The sequence below is a fragment of the Streptomyces litchfieldiae genome, assembly GCF_031845365.1.
GTDB classification, from domain to species: domain Bacteria; phylum Actinomycetota; class Actinomycetes; order Streptomycetales; family Streptomycetaceae; genus Streptomyces; species Streptomyces litchfieldiae.
Genome location: NZ_JAVREL010000026.1, coordinates 65,339 through 89,731, shown reverse-complemented (window position 1 = coordinate 89,731; position 24,393 = coordinate 65,339). Strand labels below are relative to the sequence as shown.

General features: G+C 71.0%; 28 protein-coding genes. 16 read left to right on the top strand and 12 right to left on the bottom strand.

Features of this window, described 5'->3' with window-relative positions; genetic code table 11:
• Positions 1-98 precede the first annotated feature (98 nt).
• The 3 genes from RM590_RS31340 to RM590_RS31330 all read left to right on the top strand — a co-directional run bounded on the left by RM590_RS31340 (position 99) and on the right by RM590_RS31330 (position 2,210).
• The gene (locus RM590_RS31340) at positions 99-1,121 is read left to right on the top strand and encodes a saccharopine dehydrogenase family protein (protein ID WP_311708164.1); all 1,023 of its coding nucleotides are present in this window, start codon (positions 99-101) and stop codon (positions 1,119-1,121) included.
• A 95-nt stretch (positions 1,122-1,216) separates the two neighbouring features.
• On the top strand, positions 1,217-1,939 hold the full coding sequence (locus RM590_RS31335) for an HNH endonuclease family protein (RefSeq protein WP_311708163.1): 723 nt from the start codon (positions 1,217-1,219) through the stop codon (positions 1,937-1,939).
• A 52-nt stretch (positions 1,940-1,991) separates the two neighbouring features.
• Positions 1,992-2,210 (top strand): hypothetical protein, encoded by a 219-nt coding sequence (locus RM590_RS31330; protein WP_311708162.1) that lies wholly within the window; start codon positions 1,992-1,994, stop codon positions 2,208-2,210.
• Between the two features lie 162 nt (positions 2,211-2,372).
• On the opposite strand, the gene RM590_RS31325 is transcribed toward RM590_RS31330, so the two are convergent.
• From RM590_RS31325 to RM590_RS31315, 3 genes are all read right to left on the bottom strand, one after another.
• On the bottom strand, positions 2,373-2,651 hold the full coding sequence (locus RM590_RS31325) for a hypothetical protein (protein ID WP_311708161.1): 279 nt from the start codon (positions 2,649-2,651) through the stop codon (positions 2,373-2,375).
• A gap of 234 nt (positions 2,652-2,885) precedes the next feature.
• Positions 2,886-4,256 (bottom strand): GH1 family beta-glucosidase, encoded by a 1,371-nt coding sequence (locus RM590_RS31320; protein ID WP_311708160.1) that lies wholly within the window; start codon positions 4,254-4,256, stop codon positions 2,886-2,888.
• Between the two features lie 139 nt (positions 4,257-4,395).
• Entirely contained in the window at positions 4,396-5,205 is an 810-nt protein-coding gene (locus RM590_RS31315; RefSeq protein ID WP_311708159.1) for a VOC family protein, read from the bottom strand.
• A gap of 157 nt (positions 5,206-5,362) precedes the next feature.
• Between RM590_RS31315 and RM590_RS31310 the strand changes: the two genes are divergently transcribed.
• Entirely contained in the window at positions 5,363-7,090 is a 1,728-nt protein-coding gene (locus tag RM590_RS31310; RefSeq protein ID WP_311708158.1) for an IlvD/Edd family dehydratase, read from the top strand.
• Positions 7,091-7,301: 211 nt separating this feature from the next.
• Here the strand turns inward: RM590_RS31310 and RM590_RS31305 are convergent, their stop codons facing one another.
• A complete protein-coding gene (locus RM590_RS31305; RefSeq protein ID WP_143659548.1) occupies positions 7,302-7,481 on the bottom strand; it encodes a hypothetical protein in 180 nt (59 codons plus the stop codon).
• A gap of 196 nt (positions 7,482-7,677) precedes the next feature.
• Positions 7,678-9,972 carry a serine hydrolase gene (locus RM590_RS31300; protein ID WP_311708157.1) on the bottom strand — a complete coding sequence of 765 codons (2,295 nt, stop codon included), beginning with the start codon at positions 9,970-9,972 and terminating at the stop codon, positions 7,678-7,680.
• 338 nt (positions 9,973-10,310) lie between these two features.
• Between RM590_RS31300 and RM590_RS31295 the strand changes: the two genes are divergently transcribed.
• The 3 genes from RM590_RS31295 to RM590_RS31285 all read left to right on the top strand — a co-directional run bounded on the left by RM590_RS31295 (position 10,311) and on the right by RM590_RS31285 (position 12,566).
• On the top strand, positions 10,311-11,108 hold the full coding sequence (locus RM590_RS31295; RefSeq protein ID WP_311708156.1) for a GOLPH3/VPS74 family protein: 798 nt from the start codon (positions 10,311-10,313) through the stop codon (positions 11,106-11,108).
• 221 nt (positions 11,109-11,329) lie between these two features.
• Complete coding sequence (locus tag RM590_RS31290; RefSeq protein ID WP_311708155.1) at positions 11,330-12,202, top strand: helix-turn-helix domain-containing protein; 873 nt, start codon at positions 11,330-11,332, stop codon at positions 12,200-12,202.
• A gap of 154 nt (positions 12,203-12,356) precedes the next feature.
• Positions 12,357-12,566, top strand: a complete 210-nt coding sequence (locus tag RM590_RS31285; RefSeq protein ID WP_311708154.1) for a DUF397 domain-containing protein — start codon at positions 12,357-12,359, stop codon at positions 12,564-12,566.
• A 73-nt stretch (positions 12,567-12,639) separates the two neighbouring features.
• On the opposite strand, the gene RM590_RS31280 is transcribed toward RM590_RS31285, so the two are convergent.
• Entirely contained in the window at positions 12,640-13,374 is a 735-nt protein-coding gene (locus RM590_RS31280) for a Mut7-C RNAse domain-containing protein (protein WP_311708153.1), read from the bottom strand.
• 96 nt (positions 13,375-13,470) lie between these two features.
• Between RM590_RS31280 and RM590_RS31275 the strand changes: the two genes are divergently transcribed.
• Complete coding sequence (locus RM590_RS31275) at positions 13,471-13,713, top strand: hypothetical protein (protein WP_311708152.1); 243 nt, start codon at positions 13,471-13,473, stop codon at positions 13,711-13,713.
• Positions 13,714-13,798: 85 nt separating this feature from the next.
• A complete protein-coding gene (locus RM590_RS31270; RefSeq protein ID WP_311708151.1) occupies positions 13,799-14,899 on the top strand; it encodes an LLM class flavin-dependent oxidoreductase in 1,101 nt (366 codons plus the stop codon).
• Between the two features lie 24 nt (positions 14,900-14,923).
• Here the strand turns inward: RM590_RS31270 and RM590_RS31265 are convergent, their stop codons facing one another.
• From RM590_RS31265 to RM590_RS31240, 6 genes are all read right to left on the bottom strand, one after another.
• Positions 14,924-15,862 (bottom strand): CU044_5270 family protein, encoded by a 939-nt coding sequence (locus RM590_RS31265; RefSeq protein ID WP_311708150.1) that lies wholly within the window; start codon positions 15,860-15,862, stop codon positions 14,924-14,926.
• Positions 15,859-16,365, bottom strand: coding sequence for an RNA polymerase sigma factor (locus tag RM590_RS31260; protein WP_311708149.1), 507 nt, complete (start codon positions 16,363-16,365; stop codon positions 15,859-15,861). The genes RM590_RS31265 and RM590_RS31260 overlap by 4 nt, the downstream gene beginning before the upstream one ends.
• 206 nt (positions 16,366-16,571) lie before the next feature.
• Positions 16,572-17,816, bottom strand: coding sequence for a methyltransferase, FxLD system (fxlM, locus tag RM590_RS31255; RefSeq protein WP_311708148.1), 1,245 nt, complete (start codon positions 17,814-17,816; stop codon positions 16,572-16,574).
• A gap of 356 nt (positions 17,817-18,172) precedes the next feature.
• A complete protein-coding gene (locus tag RM590_RS31250) occupies positions 18,173-18,439 on the bottom strand; it encodes a hypothetical protein (RefSeq protein WP_311708147.1) in 267 nt (88 codons plus the stop codon).
• A gap of 73 nt (positions 18,440-18,512) precedes the next feature.
• Complete coding sequence (locus RM590_RS31245; RefSeq protein ID WP_311708146.1) at positions 18,513-18,830, bottom strand: hypothetical protein; 318 nt, start codon at positions 18,828-18,830, stop codon at positions 18,513-18,515.
• A gap of 8 nt (positions 18,831-18,838) precedes the next feature.
• A complete protein-coding gene (locus RM590_RS31240) occupies positions 18,839-19,108 on the bottom strand; it encodes a hypothetical protein (protein WP_311708145.1) in 270 nt (89 codons plus the stop codon).
• A gap of 155 nt (positions 19,109-19,263) precedes the next feature.
• Here RM590_RS31240 and RM590_RS31235 point away from each other — a divergent pair, with 155 nt between their 5' ends.
• The 7 genes from RM590_RS31235 to RM590_RS31205 all read left to right on the top strand — a co-directional run bounded on the left by RM590_RS31235 (position 19,264) and on the right by RM590_RS31205 (position 24,313).
• Positions 19,264-20,604, top strand: coding sequence for a tetratricopeptide repeat protein (locus RM590_RS31235; RefSeq protein ID WP_311708144.1), 1,341 nt, complete (start codon positions 19,264-19,266; stop codon positions 20,602-20,604).
• Between the two features lie 141 nt (positions 20,605-20,745).
• Entirely contained in the window at positions 20,746-21,261 is a 516-nt protein-coding gene (locus RM590_RS31230; RefSeq protein WP_311708143.1) for an NUDIX hydrolase, read from the top strand.
• Positions 21,262-21,363: 102 nt separating this feature from the next.
• Positions 21,364-21,624, top strand: coding sequence for a hypothetical protein (locus RM590_RS31225; RefSeq protein WP_311708142.1), 261 nt, complete (start codon positions 21,364-21,366; stop codon positions 21,622-21,624).
• On the top strand, positions 21,596-22,126 hold the full coding sequence (locus RM590_RS31220) for a DUF6879 family protein (RefSeq protein ID WP_311708141.1): 531 nt from the start codon (positions 21,596-21,598) through the stop codon (positions 22,124-22,126). Before RM590_RS31225 ends, RM590_RS31220 begins: the two co-directional genes overlap by 29 nt.
• A 16-nt stretch (positions 22,127-22,142) precedes the next feature.
• A complete protein-coding gene (locus RM590_RS31215) occupies positions 22,143-22,991 on the top strand; it encodes a helix-turn-helix domain-containing protein (RefSeq protein WP_311708140.1) in 849 nt (282 codons plus the stop codon).
• A gap of 271 nt (positions 22,992-23,262) precedes the next feature.
• Positions 23,263-23,460 carry a hypothetical protein gene (locus RM590_RS31210; RefSeq protein ID WP_311708139.1) on the top strand — a complete coding sequence of 66 codons (198 nt, stop codon included), beginning with the start codon at positions 23,263-23,265 and terminating at the stop codon, positions 23,458-23,460.
• Positions 23,461-23,533: 73 nt separating this feature from the next.
• Positions 23,534-24,313 carry an alpha/beta fold hydrolase gene (locus RM590_RS31205; protein ID WP_311708138.1) on the top strand — a complete coding sequence of 260 codons (780 nt, stop codon included), beginning with the start codon at positions 23,534-23,536 and terminating at the stop codon, positions 24,311-24,313.
• Positions 24,314-24,393: the final 80 nt, after the last annotated feature.

The window sequence follows — 24,393 nt, the reverse complement described above, 5'->3', positions numbered from 1 at the left end:
GGGAGACGATCGGACAGGAGCCCGAGAGGCTGTGGCATGGATGGTCTCGCCGCCGCTTCCTACGGTGAGAACTCCCCCTTTCGGAACGGAGTCTGGGCATGAGAATCGCCGTCTACGGCGCCACCGGGTTCACCGCCGGACTGGTCATGAACGAGCTGGCCCGGCGCGGCGTCGCCACGGTCGCGATCGGCCGCGACATCGAGCGGGTGCGCGCGGCGGGACTGCCGCCGGGCGCGGAGCCGCGCGCCGCCGCGCTGGACGACCCGGACCGGCTCGCCGCCGCGCTGAGCGGCTGCGACGCCGTGATCAACTGCGTCACGCCGTTCGACCTCCACGGCGAGCCCGTGGTGCGAGCCGCGCTGGCGGCCGGCTGCCACTACGTGGACACCACGGGCGAACAGGGCTACCTGCGACGGCTGTTCGCCACCTACGCGGCGGATGCCGAACGGGCCGGGGTCACGGTGCTGCCCGCGCTGACCGACGACGGCGTGCCCGGCGATCTGATCGCCCATCTGGTGGCGGGTGAGCTGGGCGGCGAGGTGGCCGAACTGACCATCGCCGACCTGCGGTTGCCGGGCAGCGCGTCGCGCGGCACCGCGCGCACGGCGGTGCGGCACGCCGAGGAGCTGCGCAACGGCGGCCTGACCTGGGCGGACGGCCGGTGGCACGGGCCGGGCCGGCCCGTGCGGCGCACCGAGGTGGCGGGCCGCCCCGTGGTGAAGTTCGCCCTGCCCGGGGTGGTCACCGTGCCGCGCCACGTCCGGGCCGGGCACATCGAGGGCGTCATCGCCGCCGAGGTGGCCGAGGCGTTCACCTCGATCACCGGTGAGTGGGCGGACAGCCTGCCGAGCGGCCCCGACGCCGGGCAGCGCGCCGCCGGCCGGTGGCGGATGGCGGCCCACGCCACCGCTGCCGACGGCCGGGAGGCGCACGGCGCGGTGTGGGGCACGGACGTCTACGGCACCACGGCCACGATCGCGGTCGAGGGCGTCCACCGCCTGCTGACGGACGGCGCGAAGCCCGGCGTCCTGGCGCCCGCCGAGGCGTTCGCGCCGGTGTCGTTCCTGGACGCGCTGGGCGGCGCCGGGGTGCGCTGGGAGGTCACCACCGGCGCGCGCTGAACGGACGGGTTCGGCACCCCGCCCGCCGGGCATCCCCAGACGAGTACTACCGTTTCACCAGGTGATATCACCGTCCGTGCGGAGGGAGTTGGGGGATGCGACGACGGCTTCCGGGCGTAACGGCGGTGCTGGCGGCGGCCGTTCTCGCGCTGCTGGGCGGCGGCTGCGCGACCGATTCCGATGAGTCCGACGAACGGGAGGACCGGGCGGCCGGCGAGCCGACGGGAGAGGCCGGGGAGCCGAGCGAAGAGGCCGAGGAGCCCGGGACCACGCTGCCCGGGCTGCCGACGGCCGACGAGGCGAGGGAGCAGCTCGCCGCGCTCACCGTGGCCGAGCCCCGCCCCATGACCGGCTACTCCCGCGACCGCTTCCCGCACTGGACGAGCACCGACGGGTGTACGGTCCGTGGGACCGTACTGCGCCGCGACGGCGAGGACGTGACCGTGGACGACGACTGCCAGCCGGTGTCCGGCACCTGGCACAGCGCCTACGACGGCGAGGTGTTCACCGACCCCGGGGACATCGACATCGACCACATGGTGCCGCTGGCCAACGCCTGGCGCTCGGGCGCCGACGAGTGGACCGACGAGGAGCGCGAGGCGTTCGCCAACGACCTCGACTCCCCGCAGTTGCTGGCCGTCGGCGCCCGCGTCAACCGGGAGAAGGGCGACCAGTCGCCCGACCAATGGGCGCCGCCCGCCGAGGAGTTCGCCTGCACCTACGCCCGCGCCTGGACCGCCGTCAAGGACTCCTACGGGCTGACCATCACGGCCGGCGAGCGGGACACGCTGGGCACGATGCTCGACTCGTGCGGGTGAACGCGGGGCCTCGGGGGCTGCCCGGGCCGCTCCGTTCCCGCATCATCCTTCCGTGGGCGACGACATCGACGTGGGCCGGCACATGACCTTCGAGGCCCGGCACAGCCGGGACCGCGGCTGGTATGTCGTGGATCCCGTGGGCGGCCTGGTGCACGTGTCCGGGGACGACGGCAGGCCGCGCGCGGCGTTCTTCGGCGACGACCGGGCGGCGGCCGAGACGCTGGCCACCCACCTCAACGACCAGCGCGGCATCGACGAACGGAACGGCTAGGCAGCGGGTCCGGCTCGGTCCGGTCAGCGGGCGAACGTGGCGTTGCAGTCCATGCACTGCCACTTGCGCGGCATTCCGGTGCTGGTCACGTTGACGCTGCCGCAGCTCGGGCACTTCACGTCGTCACCTCCGTTCCCGGCCGGGCGGGGACCGTGCCGCGCGTCACGAAAGTCCCGTGGCGCTGCGGCGGTTGACCTGGCGCACCTTCTCGCGCAGCAGGTCGCTGGCGCTGATGGGCCGGACGTGCTCCGGCCGAACGTCCCACGCGACGCCGCCCCGGACGGGCCGGAGCCGGTAGGCGGGACCGTCGAGGCTCACGACCACGCCGACGCGGTCGAGCCGGGTGTCCTGGGCGAGCGCGCCCAGTTCTATCCGCTCCCCGGGAAACTCAGGAGGTCCGGGGCGGTCGGGCGCCGGTGGTTCCTGGCTGCTGGACGTCATGAAGGCTGACTCTCCCGCGCTCTCCGTAATGAGACGCTCACCAGCATCGCGCCTTTGGGGAAAGCTGACCAGAGCGGCTACGTGGCCGGTTCGACAAAGGCAACGAAAAAAAGCGCACCACCACAACCGTCATGTCACACTCGCCGCGGAACGTCCCTATTGAGCCGACGGCCCGGCACCGGCGGCCGCCCCCCGGGCAGGGGGGAACGCCGGTCCCGGGCCGCCGGGGCCGCGTCAGAGCGCGTTGGCGCGGGTGATCTCGGAGAACCAGCGCCCGCTGTCCTTCAGGATCCGCTCCTGCGTCTCGAAGTCCACGTGCACCAGGCCGAACCGCTTCGAGTAGCCGTGCGCCCACTCGAAGTTGTCCAGCAGGGACCACACGAAGTACCCGCGCAGGTCCACGCCCTCGCCGATCGCCCGGTGCGCGGCGCGGAAGTGCTCCTCCAGGTACTTGCGGCGGTCCTCGTCGTGCACCCGGCCGTCCCGGGTCACCTCGTCGGCGAACGCGGCGCCGTTTTCCGTGACATAGAGCGGCGGCGGGCCGTACTCGCGCCACACCCGGGTGAGCGTCTCGTACAGCCCGTCGGGGTCGATCTCCCAGCCCATCTCGGTCACGGGCACGCCGCGCTTGACGAACTCGACCTCCTCCGAGCCCACCCAGTGCGAGGGCCGGGAGGGGGTGGTCCCGGCCCGCACCACGTGCCGGGAGTAGTAGTTGACCCCGAGGAAGTCCAGCGGCGTGGCGATCGTCGCCAGGTCGCCGTCCAGGATGTGCTCGGTGCCGACGGTCTCCGAGATGTCCTTCTGCACGTCGTCCGGGTAGGAGCCGCGCAGCAGCGGGTCGAGGAAGAAGCGGTTCATCAGCCCGTCGATGCGGCGGGCGGCGTCCCGGTCGGCGGCGCTGTCGGTGGCCGGGTCCACCGGGTACAGGTTGACCGTGACGCCGAGGCTGTTCGCGCCCTGGTCGCGCAGCGCCCGCACCGCCAGCCCATGGCCGAGCATCAGGTGGTGCGCGGCGCGCACGGCGGCGGCGCCGTCGGTGCGGCCGGGGGCGTGGATGCCGCTGGCGTAGCCGAGGAACGCGGCGCACCACGGCTCGTTCAGCGTGGTCCAGTCACTCACCCGGTCGCCCAGCCGCTGGTGGATCAGCGCGGCGTACTCGGCGAAGTGCTCGGCGGTCTCGCGGCGCGGCCAGCCGCCCGCGTCCTCCAGGGTCTGCGGCAGGTCCCAGTGGTAGAGCGTGACCCAGGGCGTGATGCCGTGGTCCAGCAGCTCGTCCACCAGCCTGCTGTAGAAGTCGACCCCCGCGCCGTTGAGCGGTCCGTAGCCCTCGGGCTGGATGCGCGGCCAGGCCAGCGAGAAGCGGTAGTGGCTCACGCCCAGGTCGGCGAGCAGCGAGACGTCCTCGGGGTACCGGTGGTAGTGGTCGTCGGCGACGTCGCCGGTCTGGTTCAGATGCACCTTGCCCGGAGTGTGGGAGAACGTGTCCCACACCGAGGGCAGCCGGCCGTCGGCGTGCACGGCCCCCTCGATCTGGTAGCTGGCGGTGGCCGTTCCCCAGGCGAAGCCCTCGGGGAACCGCTCGGTGCTCAGGTCGTCTGTCATCGAAGCGTTTCCAGGTGTTTCCGTGTTTTTCGGTATTGCCGGTGAGATGGGGGCGCCGCCGGCTCGTTGAGGGTAAGCCACGCGCCCGACGGGACCGGCGGGCGGGCCGGCCCGGCGGTTCGGCGCCCGGAAGTGGCGCTCAGACGGCGGGCAGCGGGCGCAGCGGAACGCCGTCGGGCCCGGCGGCGAGCTCCCCGGCGAGGTCCGTGCCGGCCAGGCCGATGGCGCGCAGCCCGAGCCTCCCCCGCAAGCGGGAGGTACCCCCATCGGGAGCAGCCGGGGCCGGGGTGGTGGGCGCGGTGAAGGAGAAGACCTCCAGCACGGCCGGGCCGGCCTGGAGGTAGTCGATGACGAAGCCGCGCGGGTCCCGGTCGTGGACCAGGCGGCCGATCACCGGGTAGCCGAGCCGGTCCCGGTAGAACTCCAGGGTGGCGTCCAGATCGCCGGCCGTCACCGCGACGTGGTCGAAGACGGGCCCGGCGCCGGCCGGCCGCGCCTCGGCCAACCGCCGCTCGCGGTCGGCCAGTTCGGGGGTGACCACCGAGTGGTAGCGCAGATGGCCGTCGATGATCTCCAGCAGCGTGCCGTCCGGGTCGCGGAAGAAGGCGAGATTGACGTCGCCGACGGCCGCGGTGGGCTCGATCGTGAACTCGACTCCGGCCGAACGCAGCCGCTCGGCCTGCCGGAACACATCGCCGACCTTCAGGCCGACGTGCCGCATGCCGCGTTGCAGATCGTCGCCGAGCCAGCCGCCGAGCGTGCTGTCCGCGCCCATCTCGACCAGCTTGACCAGCGCGCCGTCCGCGCTGAGCCAGTGCACGCCGGGCGTGGGGGGCTCGGGGGCCGCCGCGGCGGGGCCGAGGCCAAGGGTTCCGCGGTAGAAGTCGAGCGAGCGCTCGGCGTCGGTCACACCTATCTCGATATAGGACATTCCGGGCTGGGTGGACATGGGGGGTGGCTTCCTTTCCGGGACCGCACCGGGTCATTCCGCGGCGAAGCGCCGTAGCGTGCGGGTGCACACATGATGATCGGCGGACCGGTCCCGGGCCGGAAGGCGCACAGCGTCCGGCCCGCCGGAACGTCGCACGAGCAGGAGGCACGGAAGCATGACAGCACCGGAGTCGGGACGGCGCAGCGCGGCCTGGTTCGCCGCCGAGGGCCGCAACGGGTTCATCCACCGGTCCTGGATGCGGAACCAGGGCTTCGGCCCCGAGGTCTTCGACGGCCGCCCGGTCGTCGGCATCGCCAGCAGTTGGTCCGAACTCACCCCCTGCAACGCGCACTTGCGGGACGTCGCGGAGGCCGTCAAGCGCGGCGTGTGGGAGGCCGGCGGGCTGCCGCTGGAGTTCCCCGTGATGTCGCTGGGCGAGACGCTGATGCGCCCCACCACCATGCTCTTCCGCAACCTCATGGCCATGGAGGCCGAGGAGACCATCCGCGCCAACCCGCTGGACGCCGTCGTCCTGCTCTCCGGCTGCGACAAGACCACCCCGGCCCTGCTGATGGCCGCCGCCAGCGTGGACCTGCCCGCGCTCATGGTCACCGGCGGACCCATGCTCAACGGCAAGTTCCAGGGCCGCGACATCGGCTCCGGCACGGACGTCTGGCGGCTGAGCGAGGAGGTCAGGGCCGGCCGCATGTCGCCCGCCGACCTCAGCGAGGCCGAGGGGTGCATGTCCCGCAGCCGCGGCCACTGCATGACGATGGGCACCGCCTCCACGATGGCCTGCCTGGCCGAGGCCCTGGGCATGCAGCTCCCCGGCTCCGCCGCCATCCCCGCGGTGGACGCGCGCCGTTACGCCCTGGCCCACGCCGCGGGGCGGCGGGCCGTCGCGCTGGCCGAGGAGGGGCTGCGGCCGTCGCACATCCTCACCCGCGAGGCGTTCGAGAACGCCATCCGCGCCAACGCGGCGCTCGGCGGCTCGACGAACGCCGTCGTGCACCTCCTCGCGCTGGCCGGCCGCGTCGGAGTCCCCCTCGATCTGGACGACTTCGACCGGCTGACCACCGAAGTCCCGGTCCTGGTCGACCTGATGCCGTCGGGCCGCTTCCTGATGGAGGACTTCTACTACGCCGGCGGCCTGCCCACCGTGCTGCGCGAGCTCGACGAGGCCGGTCTGCTGCACGGCGGCGCCCGGACCGTCGAGGGCACCACCATGCGGGAGGCGACGGCCGACGCGCCCTGCTGGAACCGCGAGGTCATCCGCACCACGGCCGAACCGTTCCGGCCCGCCGGGGAGGGCACCGTCGTCCTGCGCGGCAGCCTGTGCCCGGACGGCGCGGTCCTAAAGATCTCCGCCGCCTCCCCGCACCTGCTCAAACACCGTGGCCGGGCGCTGGTCTACGACCGCGTCGAGGACTACATCGCCGCCGCCGACGACCCCGACCTGCCCGTCGACGAGAACACCGTCCTCGTCGTGCGCAACGCCGGCCCGCGCGGCTACCCCGGCTTCCCCGAGGTCGGCAACGTGCCGGTGCCCAAGGTGCTGCTGGCGGCCGGCGTCGAGGACATACTGCGGATCAGCGACGCGCGGATGAGCGGCACGGGCTACGGCACGTGCGTGCTGCACGTCGCCCCCGAGGCCGCCGTGGGCGGCCCACTGGCGCTGGTCCGCACCGGCGACTGGATCGAACTCGACGCCGCCGCCCGGCGCCTGGACCTGGATGTGCCCGCCGAGGAACTGGCCACCCGCGCCGCCCCGCCCGCGCCCGAGGCGCCCGAGCGCGGCTGGGCCAAGCTCTACACCGAGCACGTCATGCAGGCCGACCGGGGCGCCGATCTGGACTTCCTGGTCGGCCGCAGCGGCGACGCGGTGCCCCGGCACTCACACTGACGTTCGGGGTGGGTATGGGTCCGTCTTCGAAGGGGGCGTCCGTCCGCCCGCGGCGTCTGGTGCGTGCGATCGCAAGGCGCCGGATCGCAGCTCGTACTTGGTTGTACTCGCGCGATTCGGCAACGCAGCGAGTGTGCGTGCCTGGGGGTACCTCCCGCTTGCGGGGGAGCGTCGCGGGCAGGGCGGCCTCTTCGAAGGCGGGCCCCAGATCTCACTGCGGCGGGCGGTAGTTCTCGGCCTTGTCGAGGATCGCGGTGAAGCGCTCCCACTGGGCCGCCGCCTCCGCCGTGGGACCCACCGTGAAATCCTCCGGGTCCAGAAAGTCGAGTCGTTCGCGCGTGGCCGGGTCCAAGTCCCGCCACGCGGCCTCATCCTGCGGTGACCGAGCCACAGTCGTCGCACACCCAGTTGCCGTTGTTGAGCCTGCGGCCGTTCCCCGATCCGCACGATGGACATTCCACAGGGCTGCCCCCTCACGCATCCCCGGCCCTGTCCGAAGCCGTGGAGCATCCGACTGTAGCGTGCGCCACGGGGCCGCGGCAGCCCCCGGCGCCCCGCGTGAGCGGCGCGCCGGGGACCGCGCCGGCTCAGGCGAGACGCACGAGCCGGGAGGAGAAGCCGGGCTCGCTCAGATCCGCGCCGAGCGCCACGGGCACCCGCACCTCGGCCGGTCCGCTGCCCAGCACCAGGCTGCCCACCTCGGTGCCCGCCTCGGCCGACGACGGCACGCCGCCCTCGCCCGCGGTGAGTACGAGGCGGACGTCCAGTCCGGCCCAGCCGACCGCCCGCACGTCCTCGGTGACCACCACGGGCGTGGTGCCGCCGAGCCCGTCGTCCACCTCGCCGACGACGTCCCCGGCGCTCAGCACCGGCGCGTCCGTCAACTCGCCCTGGGCGAACCGGATCAGCCCGTCCCCGACGTCCAGCGCCTGGCCGAGGATCGAGTTGTCCGAGGGCCGCGGCGGCTGGCCGAGCACGGCGCCCACGATCAACTGCTCGGTGCCGTCGACCTCCTGGATCGCGGCGAACATCAGGCAGCCGCCCGCGGCGCTGGTGGTGCCGGTCTTGATGCCGATGACGTTGTTCACCGGCACCAGGCCGTTCCAGTTGTAGTGGGTCGCGCCGGCGCTGTCGACGTACGACGGCATCCGCACGACCTGCCGGAACACCGGGTCGTCCATCACGGCCTTGGCCAGGATCGTCTGGTCCCGGGCGGTGGACACGGTGTCGTCGTTCAGCCCGCTGGGGTCGGTGTAGGTGGTGTCCTCCATGCCGAGCTCGGCCGCGGCCTCGTTCATCTTGTCGACGAACTCCTCCTCCGAGCCGGCGTCCCAACGCGCCAGCAGCCGCGCCACGTTGTTCGCGGATGCGATCATGATCGCCTGCATCGCCTCGCGCTGGGTGATGCTCGTCCCGGCCTCCACCTCCACGGTGGACTCGCCCTCCTCTTCCAACGCCGCGTCGTCCTCGGCCTGTTGATCGACCGGGATCTCCGTACCGTCGGTGTCCTCCGCCATGGGGTGGTCGCGCATGATCACATAGGCGGTCATCACCTTCGCGACGGACGCGATCGGCACCGGCTCCTGCTCGCCGGAGGAGCCGAACGTGCCCAGCCCCTCGACGTCCATCGCCGCCTGCCCCGAGTCCGGCCAGGGCGCGGTCGGCGACTCGCCCTCGAACGTGAACGTCTCGGCGGCGGTCAGCTCCAGCTCCGGCTCGGGCAGCGGGCGCAGCGACTGGACCACGACGAGGACGATCAGGAGCAGCACGACCAGCGGCGTCCAGATCTTGATCCGGCGCAGCGCGGTCCGCAGCGGAGTGGGCGGCGGCGCGGGCTTGTTGGTCAGCTCGGCCAGCAGGTCCAGCGGATCCCGCTGCGAATCGGGCACGGGCGGCGGCCCGGCGGGCGGGGCGGGCGCGGGCAGCGGGAGCACGCCGGTGGACTGCGCGGGCGGCTCCGCGGGCGGCTCCGCCGGTTTGGCCGGCTCCTTCGGCTGGTCGGGGACGCGGAGGGTGGTGGTCTTCTGATCGACCGCGCCCGTGGAGCCCTCCGGAAGCCGCAGCACGGCGGTCTTCTGATCGACGGCACCCGGCTCGTCCGGGGACTTCTCGTCGTCCCCGGCGTCGGGGTCGCGCAGCACGGTGGTCTTCGGCTCCGCCGTGCCCGGCCGGCCAGCGTCCGGCTTCGCCGTCTCGGGCGTGCCCGAGTCCTGGTCGTCCCCGGGCTCTTCGCCGTCCCCGGTCTCGGGGACGCGGAGCACGGTGGTCTTCGGCTCCGCCGTGCCCGGCCGGCCGGCCTCCGGCTTCTTGGCGTCCCGCTCGCCGGCCTCCGGCTCGCCGGAGTTCTCGCCGTCTTCGCCGTCGGGGACGCGGAGCACGGTGGTCTTCCGGTCCCCGGCGTCGGGCTTCGCCGCGTCCGGGGTGCCGGCCTCCGCCTCGGCCGGGGCCGGCTGGCCCAAGTCCGCGTCATCCGGGGATGCCTGGCCGTCCGCGGTCTCGGGGACGCGGAGCACGGTGGTCTTCGGTTCCCCGGCCTCCGGCTGGCCAGCCTCCGGCTCCGCGGCAGCGGATATGCCCTCTCCCGGCTCCTCCTCGGCCGTCTCCGGCTCCGTCGCGCCGTGGGCCTCCGCGGTCCCCGCCGCGTCCTCTCCGGCCGTCTCGGGCTCCTCCCCGGCCCCCTCCGGTTCCGTTCCGGCGTTGGCGCCGGCCCTCTCCGGCTCCGTCGCGCCGTGGGCCTCCGCGGTCCCCGCCGCGTCCTCTCCGGCCGTCTCGGGCTCCTCCCCGGCCCCCGTCGCGTCCTCTCCGGCCGTCTCGGCCGTCCCAGCAGCCGCCTCGTTCCCCTCGTCCCTGCCCGCCTTCTCGTCGGCCTCCTCGGCCGTCACACCCTCGTCCCCGGGAACCTTCGCGTCCTGGGGAACCCTTCCGGGGTCCCCAGGCGTCTTCTCCGATGACTCCTGCTCCCGCTCCCGCTCCGAAAAATCCGGGGACTCGCCCGCCACCCGTGCCTCCCTACACATCGTTCAAGAACTGGCCGCTGGCCCTACCAGTTTGCCGGGTCCTGTGCACCTCGGTACGACGAGTCGGCGGTGGCGGAATCCTGCTGCCGTCCTGAAGGACGACAACGACATATCTACGGGTTCCCTCACAAAACAACCACGCACCCTCGACAGAACAATGTGAGAGGCGTCACCCTGTCTTTCATCCACGCGGGGAGGCATGGATGGGCAGGAGTCGTAGAACCATTCCGGAGGAGCTGCTGCTGCTCGCTCTGGACCCGGCCACGGGTACCACCGCGCAGCCGCAGTCGCTCGACCTCGGCCTCGCCGGGGCCCAGCTCGTCGAGCTGGCACTGGCGGGACGGATAGCCCCTGACGGGGACCGAATAGCCGTGGTGTTGCCACGGCCGACCGGAGATCCCACGTTGGATTCCGCTCTCGAGTTGCTGCGCAGGCGTGGCAGCCCGGTCCGGGCGGTCCACTGGATCGGCGGGCCCCGGCTGGGGCTCCGTCAAACGTATCTCACGCATCTGGAGCGCTGCGGCATGGTGCACGCCGTGGAGAACCAGATGTGCGGAGTCTTGCCGACGACCCGTTATCAGGCGACGGACAACGCGGTCAGCAGGCAGATCCGGGCTCGGCTGGACACCGCGATCCGCACCGGCACGCCACCGGACGCGCGGACCGCGGCCCTGGCGGCACTGGCCCACGCCGTGGGCCTCGGCAAGCACCTGTACCCCGGGAACGAGGGGCGGTCCTCCCGCTCCCGGCTCCGGGACCTGATCAGGCATGACCCGATGGGTGGCCTGGTGGCCCACGCTGTCATGGACGTGCAGAACGGCGTGGCCGGTCAGGCGGCGGCGGCACGGCGCCCGCAGCAGAGCGGCGCCCGCAAGCCGGGACGCGCCCCGGCACCGGCGCCGGCCATGGCCGGGGTCGGACAGTCGTCCCAGTCGATCGGTGACCCGTCGAGGCGGAGAGGAGTGACCCGAGCCGCAGTACGTCCTTCACTCTCGCACTAGGCGCACAGGTGCGCGGACACGCGCGTGTATGACCTAACCGGGAGCCGCATTTCGAGCACGGGGTGTGGCGACGGCCACAGACGGCGGCCGTTGCCACACCCCATGCTTGTGATCGGGCACCCTCTGTCGCGAATTCCCGCGCGGGCACCCGCGCTTGGTGGCAATCTGCTTGTCAGCAACGGTTGTTGCGACCGATCGTCCCGACGGAGGTGCACAGGTTCGTGGCGGGCAACGTCAATCCCACCGTCCGGCGGCGCAGGCTCGGCCAGGAACTGAGGCGGCTGCGCGAAGACCGGGGCATGACCGCGGAAGAGGTCGCCGAGAGACTGCTGGTCTCGCAGTCCAAGATCAGCCGGCTGGAGAACGGCCGCCGCAGCATCAGCCCGCGCGATGTGCGGGATCTGTGCGGGGTGTACGAGGTCGACGACAGCAAGCTCGTCGAGGCCCTCATGCAGATGGCGCGGGAGTCCCGCCAGCAGGGCTGGTGGCACGCCTTCGCCGAACTGTCGCCCACCTACAGCGTCTACATCGGCCTGGAGACGGACGCGTCCTCGCTGCGCGTCTACGAGCCCCAGGTGGTGCCCGGGCTGCTCCAGACGCCCGCCTACGCCGCCGCCGTGATCTCCGGCGCGCTGCCGGAGGTCGGGGAGGACGAGGTGAACGCCCGGGTGCAGGTGCGGCTGCGCCGTCAGCAGCGCGTCTGGGAGGAGCGGCAGCCGTTACGGCTGTGGGCCGTGGTGGACGAGGCGGCGCTGCGCCGTGCCGTCGGCGGGCCGCGGACGATGCGGGAGCAGATGCACCGGCTGGCCGAGTGCTCGCGGCTGCCGAACGTCACGCTCCAGGTGATGCCGTTCTCCGCGGGCGCGCACCCCGGCGTGAACGGCCAGTACACGATCCTGGAGTTCCCGGAGGCGACCGACTCGACGGTGATCTATCTGGAGGGCGGCACCAGCGACCTGTATCTGGAGAAGCCGCACGACGTCCAGTACTACAGCGTCATGTACGAGCACCTGCGCGCCCAGGCGCTCAGTCCGGAGCAGACCCGGCGCTTCATCTCCCAACTGGCCGCGGAGTACCACGCCGCGTCCGCGTAAATGCGCGGCGGGCGCGGAGAATACACGTCGTTCGCCGCGCCCGGGAGGGATCCTCCTGACGGACCATCCGGTCGAGTGAAGCGGGACATCATATGGCGATCCGGACTAGTACGGTCGCGGCATCACTACCGACCGGCAGGATTCCGGAGCGAACATGGCAATTGAGCACGGTACGACGCGCACCTGGACAAAGTCGTCCTATTCCGGGGGGAACGGGGCATGCGTGGAGGTGATGTCCCCGGCGCGGGACGTTCTGGCGGTCCGCGACTCGAAGGCCCCGGCCGGGCCGCGACTCGGCTTCCGGGCCCGGTCCTGGACGGCGTTCCTCGGCACGGTGGACCCGGGCCTCCCCACCGGAGGCTGATCCGCCCCGCACCCGGCGCCGTTTGGGACACCGTGTGTCCCGGGCGGCGCTCCGGTGTATGCGCGCGCGCCCGTCAGCGCGCCGGTTCGCCGAATTCGCGCATCGCCTCGTCGACGATCTCCGCCAGCCGGGCGTGGTGGGCGCCCTGCCAGTAGATCCGGCCGCACTCGGCGCACTGCGCGAACGCGTCGTAGGTGCGCTCGGTGCCGCGTTCCAGGCGGTCGGTGACCGTCTCCTTGTCCGCCGGGCGCAGCGGGCCGTTGCAGGCGGTGCACCGGGTGAACGGCGCCAGGGCGGGGGCGAACCGGCCCAGTACATCGCGCAGTTGGTCCTCCACGCGGTCGCCGTGGACGAACGCCCCGGCCCACAGCTCGCGGCGGCGCAGCAGGCCCCGGTCGCGGGAGAGCAGCACCCGCCGCTCGCGCGCCGAGCGCGCGGCCAGCGCCGGGTCGCCCGGGTCGGTGCTGTCGTAGGCGGCGTCCACGCCGAGCAGCCGCAGCCGGCGGGCGAGCCGGCCCAGGTGCACGTCCAGCAGGAACCGCAGCGGCGCGCCGGGCACGCGCTGGGGGCGGGCGACCGGCCGCACCTCGACGTTCGCGCCGGGCGCCGGCACATGCGCGGGCGGCACCTCGCGGCCGTTCACCAGCAGCCGGCCGACCTCGGTGAGCGGGACGCCGAGCGACTCCACCACGTGACCGAGCGTGGACACTCCGTCGACCGGCGCGGGCGCCGGGCCGCGACGTCGTTCGGGGGCGGTGAACTGCCGCAGCTCGGGGGCGAAATCGATGGAGATCCGGGGTCCGTCCACTCCGCCAGCATGCCATCGCCGCCGGGCCGCCCGCGCCGCACATGCGGCCCGGCGGGACACCGCCTACGCTGGCAGTTCAGGGAGGTGCTATCGCACATGGCCCAGTCATCGAAGTCATCGAAGTCGTCGAAATCATCTGGAGCATCCGAGCCGGACGAGCGGCGCTCGCCCGATCTCCCCACGCCCGACCGCAAGCTCCACTCCGGCGGGGACCGCCCGATCGAGCCCGAGGACCTGGTCCGCCTCAGCGGCCGGGAGCCGACGCCCGAGCTGATCGAGAAGGCGCGCCAGGCACTGGAGGAGGAGGGCGCGGCGGCGGTCGAGCGTTACCTGCCCTGAGCCCCCGGCGGCCCGGGCGGAATGATCCGCCGGGCGCCCTGGTTCCCCTCCAGGAAGCGAAGCGACATCAGGGAGGCGGGACGCCGTGGCCGACGAGGGACCGGGCAGCGACAGCATCAGGGGCGTGACGCGCGGGCGGGCGCCCGTTCCGTTGTCCGTGCTCGACCTGGCGACGGTCGGCAGCGGGCTGACCGCCACGCAGGCGCTGCGCACCACGGCCGAGCTGGCGCGGCTCGCCGAGCGGCGCGGCTTCCACCGCTTCTGGGTGGCCGAGCACCACTCGATGCCCGGCGTCGCCAGCTCCTCGCCGCCCGTGATCCTCGGCCATCTGTCCGCCGTGACCGAGCGCATACGGCTCGGGTCCGGCGGCGTGATGCTGCCCAACCACGCGCCGCTGGTGGTGGCGGAGCAGTTCGGCACGCTGGAGGCGCTGGCGCCCGGCCGGGTGGACCTCGGCCTCGGCCGCGCCCCCGGCACCGACGGCGCCACCGCGGCGGCGCTGCGGCGGGGCCGGACGGACGGGCCGGACGAGTTCCCGCAGCAGGTCGCGGAGCTGGTCCGGTTCCTGGACGACGACTTCCCCGACGCGCACCCCTACTCCCGCATCCACGCGGTGCCCGGGCCGGTGCAGGGCAGTGCGCCGGGTGGTGTTCAGTCGGCGGCCCGGCCGCCGGTGTGGCTGCTGGGTTCCTCCGGTTTCAGCGCGGAGCTGGCCGGCCGCCTCGGGCTGCCGTTCGCGTTCGCGCACCATTTCTCGGCGGCCAACACGATCCCCGCGCTGGAGTTGTACCGGCACACGTTCCGCCCCTCCGGGGTGCTGGACGCGCCCTACGCGCTGATCGGGGTGTCCGCGCTGGCGGCCGACGACGAGCGGGAGGCGCACCGGCAGGTGCTGACCGGCGCGCTGTCCATGATCCGGCTGCGCACCGGCAACCCCGGCCTGATCCCGACGCCCGAGGAGGCGGCGGCATACCCGTTCAGCCCGGTGGAGACGGACTTCGTCGACGGCTGGCTGGCGAACGTGGTGTACGGCACGCCGGACGCGGTGCGCGAGGGCCTGGACGCACTGGCGAAGCGGACGGGCGCGGACGAGCTGATGATCACGTCGAACGCGCACACCCCGGAGGCCCGGCTGCGCAGCTATGAACTGATCGCCGACGCGTACGAGTTGCCCACCGGGGAGTAGGGATCTGGTGGTTTTCATTCCGAGTCAGGGCTCTCGGACGGGGGGAAGGTAGATCTCGTAGCTGATGACCGAGGGGATGGGCACGTTGAGTTCGCCCGCGGTCTCGGTCAGGGTGTCCTCCTGGCCGAGGAGGTCGCCGGTGGCCGGGTCGATGATGAACGTGTAGCGGGTCGGCAGACCGCTGCTCGACGACACCGCGGAGAACGCCTGCCCGGCGCGGCCGGCCCGGTCGATCACCTCGCCGTCGTACTCGAGTCCGTCCATGTCGGCGAGCATGCGCAGAAAGGCCGCACGCTGGTCGGGGCCGAGGGCCTGCTGGGTGATCAAGTCGTGTGTCGCCGCCTCCAGGTACATGATGTCCCCGATGGGCTGGCCGTAGGCGGCCTCCAACCAGGCCGCGAACTCCTCCTCGCCTGCCGGGGCCGGCTCGGAGTAGGCGTTCGGCGGATCGGTGAACGTCTCCGTGCCCTCGGGCGTCTCCTGGGTCTGTGTGATGGACCCATCGGGGTGCAGCTCGTTGTGGACATCCGTTTCCACGATCTCCGACGTCACCGACTCGGAGGTGATCCGGGTCGACAGCCACCAGCCCCGGTAGCTGATCCCGACCGCCTCTCCGGCTGGCTCGGGCAGAGCGGCGGCACGGTCGGCGATCTCGCCCAGCAACTCGGACGCCGAACGGTCGGTGGCGGTGGCGACGTACCGCAGCGGCGACGGAGTGGCCGCGTACGCGGTCCCCTCATCGCCCGATCCGGGCAGGACCACGAGAGCGACGGCAACGGCCACGGTGGCCAACCCCGCCGCCACGGCGGGCACCAGCCGCACCCGCCTCCCCCGGCGGCCGGCCGTACCCGGAACCTCCTGCGCCACAATCGTCTCGAGGTCGGCCCGCGCCCGCTCCTCGTCCACCACCAGGCCATCCGCCGGGTCGGCCCCCGCCAGCATCGCCCTGACATCCTCGCTCATGCCCATGACTGCCCCTCCAGACTGCCGACTCCGCGCTGATCGGTCTGTTCCTGCCGCGCCAGGGCACGGCGCAGCCGCACCGAACAAGTGGCGGCGGTACATCCCAGCGCCCGCGCCGCCTGCCGAACCGTGAGCCCCTCCCAGCCGATCAGGGCCAGCAACTCGCGGTCCGCTTCCCGCAGGGATGCCCACGCGCCGATGACCAGGTGACGGGCAGCGACCTGGTTCCCCGCGTCTCGCGCTGTCCCCTCCCCTTCCCACCGCTCGGCGAGGCGGGCGGCATGCCGCTCACCCCGCGCATGGCTGGCGACAGTGTTCCGCGCCACGCCGTACAGCCAGGGCAGAGCATCCTCGGGAACCACGTCCATCCGGCGCCACGCGGTGGTGAAGACATCAGCCGCCACATCGGGCGCCGAGTCCTCACCGACCCGACGTCGGGCGTAACGCAGAACCGCCTCGTAGTGCTGGGCATACATCACCCGGAACCGCTCCGGCTCTCCCATCGAGCGCCCCCTCACATGGCCTCACCCTGTCTATGTCTGACAGCCTCCGCTTCTTACAGAGCGGAAGAAATCTGGAACGTCCATGCCATGAGGCACAAGCTGGGGCGGGACTGGGGTTGCGATCGATGTGCTGGTCCACCGCGACGACGCCGGACTGCGCCCGGCATGAATCGATGATGGATGTGCACTTACACCTGGCCCTGGGCTCAGTGCTCTGCCGGGGGCCAGGAGATCGTGAAGCGGAAGGCCGACCGGTCCAGCACACGTCCGCCGGGCAGCTCCTGGTCAGGCGTGCCGGCGGGGTAAGCCCGAAGCTCGGCCCGCTGACCACGGTGGTCCCGGTCCCAGATCTGCATCTCCGCGACCAGTTGTTCCGCCACCTTTGCCGCCTCGGGGCCGTGGGCCACCGCGCCGAACTCGAACACTTCGCGCTCGGGGCTGGTCGGCCGCATCGTGAGGTACGCGAAGGAACTGCTGCTGCTGTCAATGAGGGCGGCGATGCCCATGGGTGACGCCGACGCGACCAGACCACGATCGCGGGCCGGCCGAGTGGCCGCCATCAGTGCGAACTCGGGCAGCGTCGTCGCCAGCCACAGATCCAGGTCGTCGTACGGCAGACCTCGCGCCATCGTCACCCCGGACCATGTCTCCGCCCGCGGTTGCGCGAACGCCTCCCGCAGCTTCTCGACGTCCACCCGCTCCTCGCCGTCCAGCCGCAGACCGACGTGATCGTCCTCACCCTCGTGCAGAGGGACAAGCTGAACGTGGCTGGCCCCGGCGCCTTGCATCGGAACGAAGCCGCACACCTCATAATCGCGTGCCACCAGATGTGCGCCCTCGCGCTGGAAAGCGACCGACCGGGTAAGCCCTCTCATGCGCAGCGGCACCACGATCCGTCCGCTCTCGGTGAGCTGCTCCACCCACGCCGGTGCGAGGTCGGCCGCCTCGACCGTGACGACGATCCGGTCGTAGGGGGCGTTCTCCGGCTCGCCCTGCGCGCCGTCCGTGACCAGGGCGTGCACGTCTCCGTATCCAGCAGCGGGCAGCAGACGCCGAGCCCGATCGATGACATCGGGGTCAATATCGATGGTGGTGACGTGGCCGTCCTTGCCAACCAGCTCGGCGAGCAGCGCGGCGTTGTAGCCACCGGAGCCGATCTCAAGCACACGCATTCCCGGGCGGATATCGGCCTGCTCCAGCATGAACGCCTGGATCCGAGCCGCGCTGACGGTACTCAGCGTGGCACCATGCTCGTTCCCTTTGATCGTGAACGTGCGCTGGGGAGCGTATGCCTTCTCCAGCGTCTCCTCTGGAACGAACAGGTGTCGGGGGACGGCGCGGATCGCTGTCTCGACCGCTTCGGTACGCAGCGCTCCGAGCTTCCGCAGCTCGCCGACCAGTTGCTCTCGGAGCTCATCGACACGGCTGGGATCGGCCGTCGTTTCAATCATGAAGCGATGCCTTCCTATAAAGACGCCCCGAACTGGGGCAGCACATGGTTCCCCCGAGGTGGGCCACCAGCCCCAAGCATTCGAACCGCAGTGTAGTCACGCGGCTACTCCAGGAGGCTGAGGGCTAATGGGTGCGGTGCCGGAATATGCCGCTGTTCCCGGGTGGGTAGTTGAGGTCGCGGACGAACGCGTTGGGTGGCTCGGCGAAGTTCAGGTTTGTGTAGAGGCGTGCCGCCTGTTCGGTGGTGTATGGGGAGCTGGCGGGCCGGGCGACCCGCCCAAGGCTCCGCTTTCTGGCGTTGCGACAGGTCAGTTCAGGAGGTGGCCGGCCGCTCGGGTTGCCCGCCGGGGAGTAATCATCGCCGCATCCACCTGCGGAGGCGTGGGTCGATGCGGCGGGCCGCCCAGAGGACGGTGGTCGGGTTCATCGTGAACATCTCCCCGGTGGCGAACGTCAGGCGCTTGCGGCCGGAGCCCAGGGCGGTCATGTCGCTGACGGTGAATTCCTGCCCGCCGATCATTAATTGATCACCGCGCTGCACGGTGCGGGCGTCGACCTCGATGGAGACCAGGAGGGAGGCGCCTGGCGGGGTGGCTATGCGGTGTGCGGGGTGAGGCGTCATGGGATGGGCACTCCGGTGTCGGATCGGATGGACGGTGGTGCTCACGGTTTGGTCGGCGATGCGGCGGCCACCGTCATGACGCCCCGGCCCGCGGCGCCGACTCAGCCGGATTGGTGGCTTCCTCGCACGCCAGACTCAGCGCACGCCCTATGTCGCAGGCCGCCGCGCACGTCTCGCACTCGTCCAGGTGGAGCCGGTACGCGGCGCGAAGCTGCTCGATGTCCGCCGGGCGCGGGTACGTGGACACCTCCCGTTGCAGGTCTCCCGGTTCCGCCTGCCACTCCTTGCCGCCGCCGACCGGCCGGAGCATGGCGAACGGTCCCGCTGTTCCCATGTAGACGCCGACACGGCCGCGCTGGGCGTCGCGCACCAGCGCGCCCACGGTGGGCATGGTGACGCTCACCCGGCGACCGCCCCGCCGAGTGCCTGGGTGAGCTTGCGGACCGTCTCCATGTTCACGCGCCCGAGTTCGATCAGGGGGCGCCGGTCGGGGCCGTGGTCGGACGCGAACAGCGTCACGGGGTCCAGGTCGAGCGAGGGCAGCACGATGCCGTGTGCCTTGAGCGCGGCGCGCAGCTCGTTCAGCGCGACCGCGGCCTCTTGCCTGGCGGTTGGTGGGGGAACGGGTTCGAGGTTCTGCGCGCTTCCCGCGTGCGTAAACTCGGGCATGGTTGCCTGCTTCCTTCAGGTGATCCATGCCCCCGGGCCGACGTGCATCGGTCGCGGGGGTCTTGCTGTTCAGGCAACCGGCCCTCGCCCCGTAGGGGTACCGTGGAAAGAGCGACAGCTTTTAAGAGCTTTAAGCGCCCGGGGAGTTGAGGCCAGTGGGTAGCCCAGAGCCGAACAGTGATCTCGAACGGTTGTACCGTGAGACGGGTTGGACGCTTCGACAGTTCGCCCAAGCCGTCAACCGAGTGGGCACCGAGCAGGGAACTCCCCTGAGATATCGCGAGCCATCGGCCCACCAGTGGCTCGCGGGTCACATGCCGAAGAAGACCGTGCGGCCCTTGATCATCGAAGCCCTTTCGCGAAGGCTTGGCCGTCCGGTCTCGCATTCCGAGGCGGGATTTCCGGCCTCTTCGGCGCGGTCGGTCGGCCGTCCGAACACGGTGGAGGGGGTAATTGATCTCGGCAGACAGGACATGGACCCGTCGCGGCGGGGTGTTCTCGGAGCAAGCCTGTTTTCCGTCGCCCTGACTGTTCCCGACTGGCCTGATGTCGTGGGGCGCATGGAAGCTGCCCGGACCGGCCAGACTCAGCGCATAGGAATGGCTGAGGTCGATATGGTGATCGCGATGACTGAGCGAATCTCAGAGCTTGATGACCAATTCGGCGGACGGCATGCGCGCCCCATGGCTGCGGCGTTTCTCGTGAACACCGTGGCCCCGTACCTGCGCTGTGACGCGTCTGAGTCGGTCCGTCACGCGATGATGTCGGCGGCCTCGGATCTCTGCTACCTCACTGGCTATATGGCAGTGGATGAGGGAGTCCACGGCCTGGCCCAGCAGTACTACATGAAGGCACTGGAACTTGCCGGAGCCGCGCAAGACCATCTGACGTACTGCACAACGCTACGCGGAATGAGCGTTCAAGCGGTGGATCTCGGGCATGGTAATGAGGCCAGGCGACTGGCCGACGCAGCTGCCGCAGCTTCCCCGCAGGCCGGCCCGAGAATGCGCGCTTTCCTGGCCGGGCAGCAAGCACACGCGTCGGCTCAAGTGGGAAACCGTAATGATGCGCTCCAGCATCTACGGGAGGCGGAAAGTGCCATGGACAAGGCGGAATCACAGGCAACGGCTTTCGGTTCCTACGATCCTGCCGCCTTGAATTACCACACCGCTCAAGTGCGTTACGAACTGGGTGATACGGGCGGGGCCGTGGAAGCCATGCAGCAGTCCGACAGGTTGCGACCCCAAATCTATCGGCGCATCAGGGTGAGGAATCGGGCGATTCTAGCGGAGCGCCAATTCGAGATCGGACACCTGGAAGCGGCGTGCCAGACCTGGGGACAGGCATTGGGCGAGTATCCACAGATTCAGTCCGGGCGCACGGATCAACTTATGCGAGCCATGCTCGTGCGAATTCGTCCATATATCAAGAATGTCTCCGCCCGTGCACTCTACGAGCGTGCTCGGACCGAGATTCCGGAAATCCGGGCAACGTAGCGCATTGCGAACCAAACGTGAAGCCCCGTACCCGCCCGTGATCGGTGGGCGTGGGGCAGGGTTGTTCGGCCTTGGCGCGGTCATCCCAAAGAAGCCCATTGCTGGCAGGCATCGCCTCGCGAAAAGTACAGGAGGTGAGCCATGACTCGCCATCCGGAGCCCGGAACGGCCGAATGGGACGCGTATCTTGCAGAGGGTAATGCCAAGCAAGCGCGTAAGCGTATTGCCGCCGATGTGATTCTGCGTGACGGCGCAGGGAGAGTATTGCTGGTGAATCCCACGTATAAGGAGGGATGGGATCTCCCTGGCGGTATGGTCGAAGCAAACGAATCCCCGGTGGACGCGGCCAGGCGTGAGCTGTTCGAAGAGTTGGGTATTAAGCCAAAGCTGTCTGGCATCCTGTCCGTTGATTGGGACCCGCCACACGGGCCATGGGGCGACCAGATCGTCATAATCTTTGATGGTGGAGAATTGAACTCGGCCGAAGCAGAGGCATTGCGCCCGCATGATTCCGAACTCTCCGCCTGCGGCTTCTTCATGCCGGCGGATGCGATTGCCGCTCTGCGGCCCCGCATCCGTAATCGAGTCACCCAGGCCATCGAAGCGCTCGCGACAGGGAGACCGCGCTACATGGAATCCGGTCGCGCCCTCTGGTGACGGCCAAGCCGTGGGTGGCCACCGGGCGCGCCCTTGACGCCATCAGTCCCGTGAGTGATGGTCGTGCAAGCTGACGCAACTCACCTGACGCGGGAGGATGCCGTGGCATTACGGTTCATCGGGGTCGATCCGGACACCGGGCAGCAGGGGTCACCGACCATCTGGGTGGACGAAGTGAACGGCGAGATCGTGGTTCAGGGGTGGAAGCCCTCTGCCGCGCTGAACGCCGAGTGCGCCGCGAACCCAGCCCCCGGACATACCCCGGGCATCCCGCCGCACGAGGCAGTGGTACGAATCCCGGCCCGGATGGTGCCGATGCTGAAGGAGGCATGTGATGCCGCAGAACGCGCCGGGCTTTCTTGAACTGCTGGCCGACGCCCGGCACTCCGCCATGCACCTGGAGCTGCGTGATGTCTATGACGTGGGCGATGAAGCGGCCGACTTCGAGCATTGGCTGAGCACCGGGGAGCGGGACACCGACCCGGCATCGGCGTACTGGGCGCCGTGGGTCGCGCTGATCGGTGAGACCGTCGCCCGCGGCGTCACCGTCCGCCGTGCCCGGGTGGTGTCGGAGCCGGTGAGCGACTACATCCGGTACGAGCATGCCGGGGCCTCGGTGAACGTCGCGGCCGGTGAGTTGGTGCGCTGGCTCCCGCGCCGGCGCGCGTCCGACCTGCTGCTGCCCGGCAACGACTTGTGGGTGTTCGACGAGAGCGCCGTGCTCTTCAACCACTTCGACGGCCAGGGCAGTTGGTCGTCACCGAAATGGGAGGTGCGCACGGAGCCGGCGCTCATCAGGCAGGTCCGGGCGGCGTTCGAGGTTGTGTGGGACCGCGCCGTGCCGCATGAGGAATTCAAGGTCTGACACAGCTGATCCACCGATGCCCGCAACCCCCTCATCGTCCGCCCAACAAGCCCGCCAGGTACTCGCCGGCCGCCTGCGTGACCTACGGCTCGACGCCGAGATCACCGCGCGGGCTCTGTCCGCCCGCTGTGGCTGGAGCGAAGCGAAGACCTCGCGCATCGAGCACGCGAAGACCCCGCCGTCCGACGCCGACATCCGCGCCTGGTGCGCTGCCTGCGGGGCGCAGGACCAGGCCGCGGAACTGATCGCCGCGAACCGCCGCGCCGACGAGCTGTATGTGCGCTGGAAAAAGCTCCGCGGGCATGGCATGCGGCGCGCGCAGGAGGACGTCCTCCCGCTGTACGAGCGGACGCGGCACCTGCGGGTCTACGTCTCCAACGTCGTGCCCGGGATCCTCCAGACCGAGCAGTACGCGACCGCCCTCCTGTCGACGATCGCCCGATTCCAGGGCACCCCGGACGACGCCCCACGCGCTGCGGCGTCCCGTATCGAACGCTCCCAGGTTCTCCACCGGGCCCCGCACACGTTCGCGTTCCTCCTGGAGGAGACGGTGCTGCGCTACCGCATCGGGACGGCCGAGACGATGGCCAACCAACTCGGTTACCTGCTGTCGGTGATGGCCCTCCCGAACGTCAGCCTTGGCGTGATCCCGTTCTCGGCCGCCCGCACGCTGTGGCCGCTGGAGGCGTTCTACGTCTTCGACGACCAGCGGGTCAGTTCGGAGTTGCTGACCGCCGCGGTGAACATCTCGGCCCCCAGCGAGATCGGCGTCTACATGCGGGCGTTCGCCGAGTTGGCCGAGATGGCTGTCCACGGCCGCCATGCACGGCGTCTCATCACGGAGGCGATCGACGCACTCGGATGACGTCGTGCAAGTCCATGCAAATCCATGGCCGGTCAACGGCCCGACTCCCTACGGTCCTTGGCAGGAACCCCGTACCGGGAGGCGAACGGGATGACGAGAGGCCTGGATTCGCCGCCGGCTCGGCCCTTGGCCGAGTGCAAGGGCTGCCGTAATCGCGAGAGGAGCACCACAATGGGTGACCACGACGAGGTCAACGGCTACGACGTGGCCGGGCAGGAGACCATCACTCCGGCCGAACCGCCGCAGGACGACGAGCAACAGGACGACAAGGATGGCAAGTAACCCCATCGATCCCGAACAGCCGCCCCGGGTGAAGGACATGTTCCACATCCCGCGTCTCGACACCGCGCCCGCGCCGCCGGTGTGCGAGGAGCACCCCGAAGCCGAGCCGCGGCGCGTGCTGCGTGCCGGCTGGCTGTGCCCGGCGTGTGTCCGCGGGGTGTCGGCGGCCGGAGGGTCGGCTGCGTGAAGTGTCGGAGTGGAGCCGGGTGCTGGCGGCTACTCTGGTGCCTCCATCGGTCTGATCGCAGGAGAGCCGGGCTGTGCGTAACGCCGTCGTGACGACTGCGGGTGACCGGATCCGCTGGGTCGATCTGCCGGGGCGGGAACCTTCTCGCGTCTACGTACACGGTCTGGGCGCCACGTCGCCTGCCTACTTCGCGGAGATCGCGGTCCATCCCCTGCTGGCCGGTCGCCGTTCACTGCTGATCGACCTGCTCGGTCATGGGATCAGCGATCGCCCGGCGGATTTCGAGTACACCCTGGAGGCGCACGCCGACGCCCTCGCCGAGGCGCTGACCTCCGCACGGGTCTCCGGTGCAGAGCTGATCGCCCACAGCATGGGCGGCTCGGTGGCCGTCGTCCTGGCCTCCCGGCACCCGCACCTGGTCTCTCGCCTGGTGCTGGTCGACGCCAACCTCGACCCGATCCCGCCCGTGCCCGGCTCCGGTGGCAGCAGCGGCATCGCCGCCTACTCCGAGCAGGAGTTCCTGGCCGGTGGCTGGGAAGAGGTCCGCGACCGGGCCGGCCCCCACTGGTGGTCCACCATGCGCCTGGCCGGCCGCGAGGCCCTGCACCGCAGCGCGGTCCATCTCACCCGCGGCACCGTCCCCGCCATCCGCGAACTCCTGGTGGAGCTGAAGATTCCCCGCACCTACCTGCTGCCCGAGGCCGACGGCCCGCTCCCCGGCGCGGACGCGCTCGTCGAGGCGGGGGTGGCCGTGGTCCCGGTCCCGGACTGCGGGCACAACATCATGCTGGACAATCCGGATGCCTTCGCCCGTGCCACCTCCGCCGCCCTGGCCGGCCGAGGGCAGGATTGACCGCCGGCCCGAAGCACGACGGCCGTCTGGCGTCGACGTTGCTGGTCAGGGTCCTGAGGATGCCGGGCAGTTCTGCCACG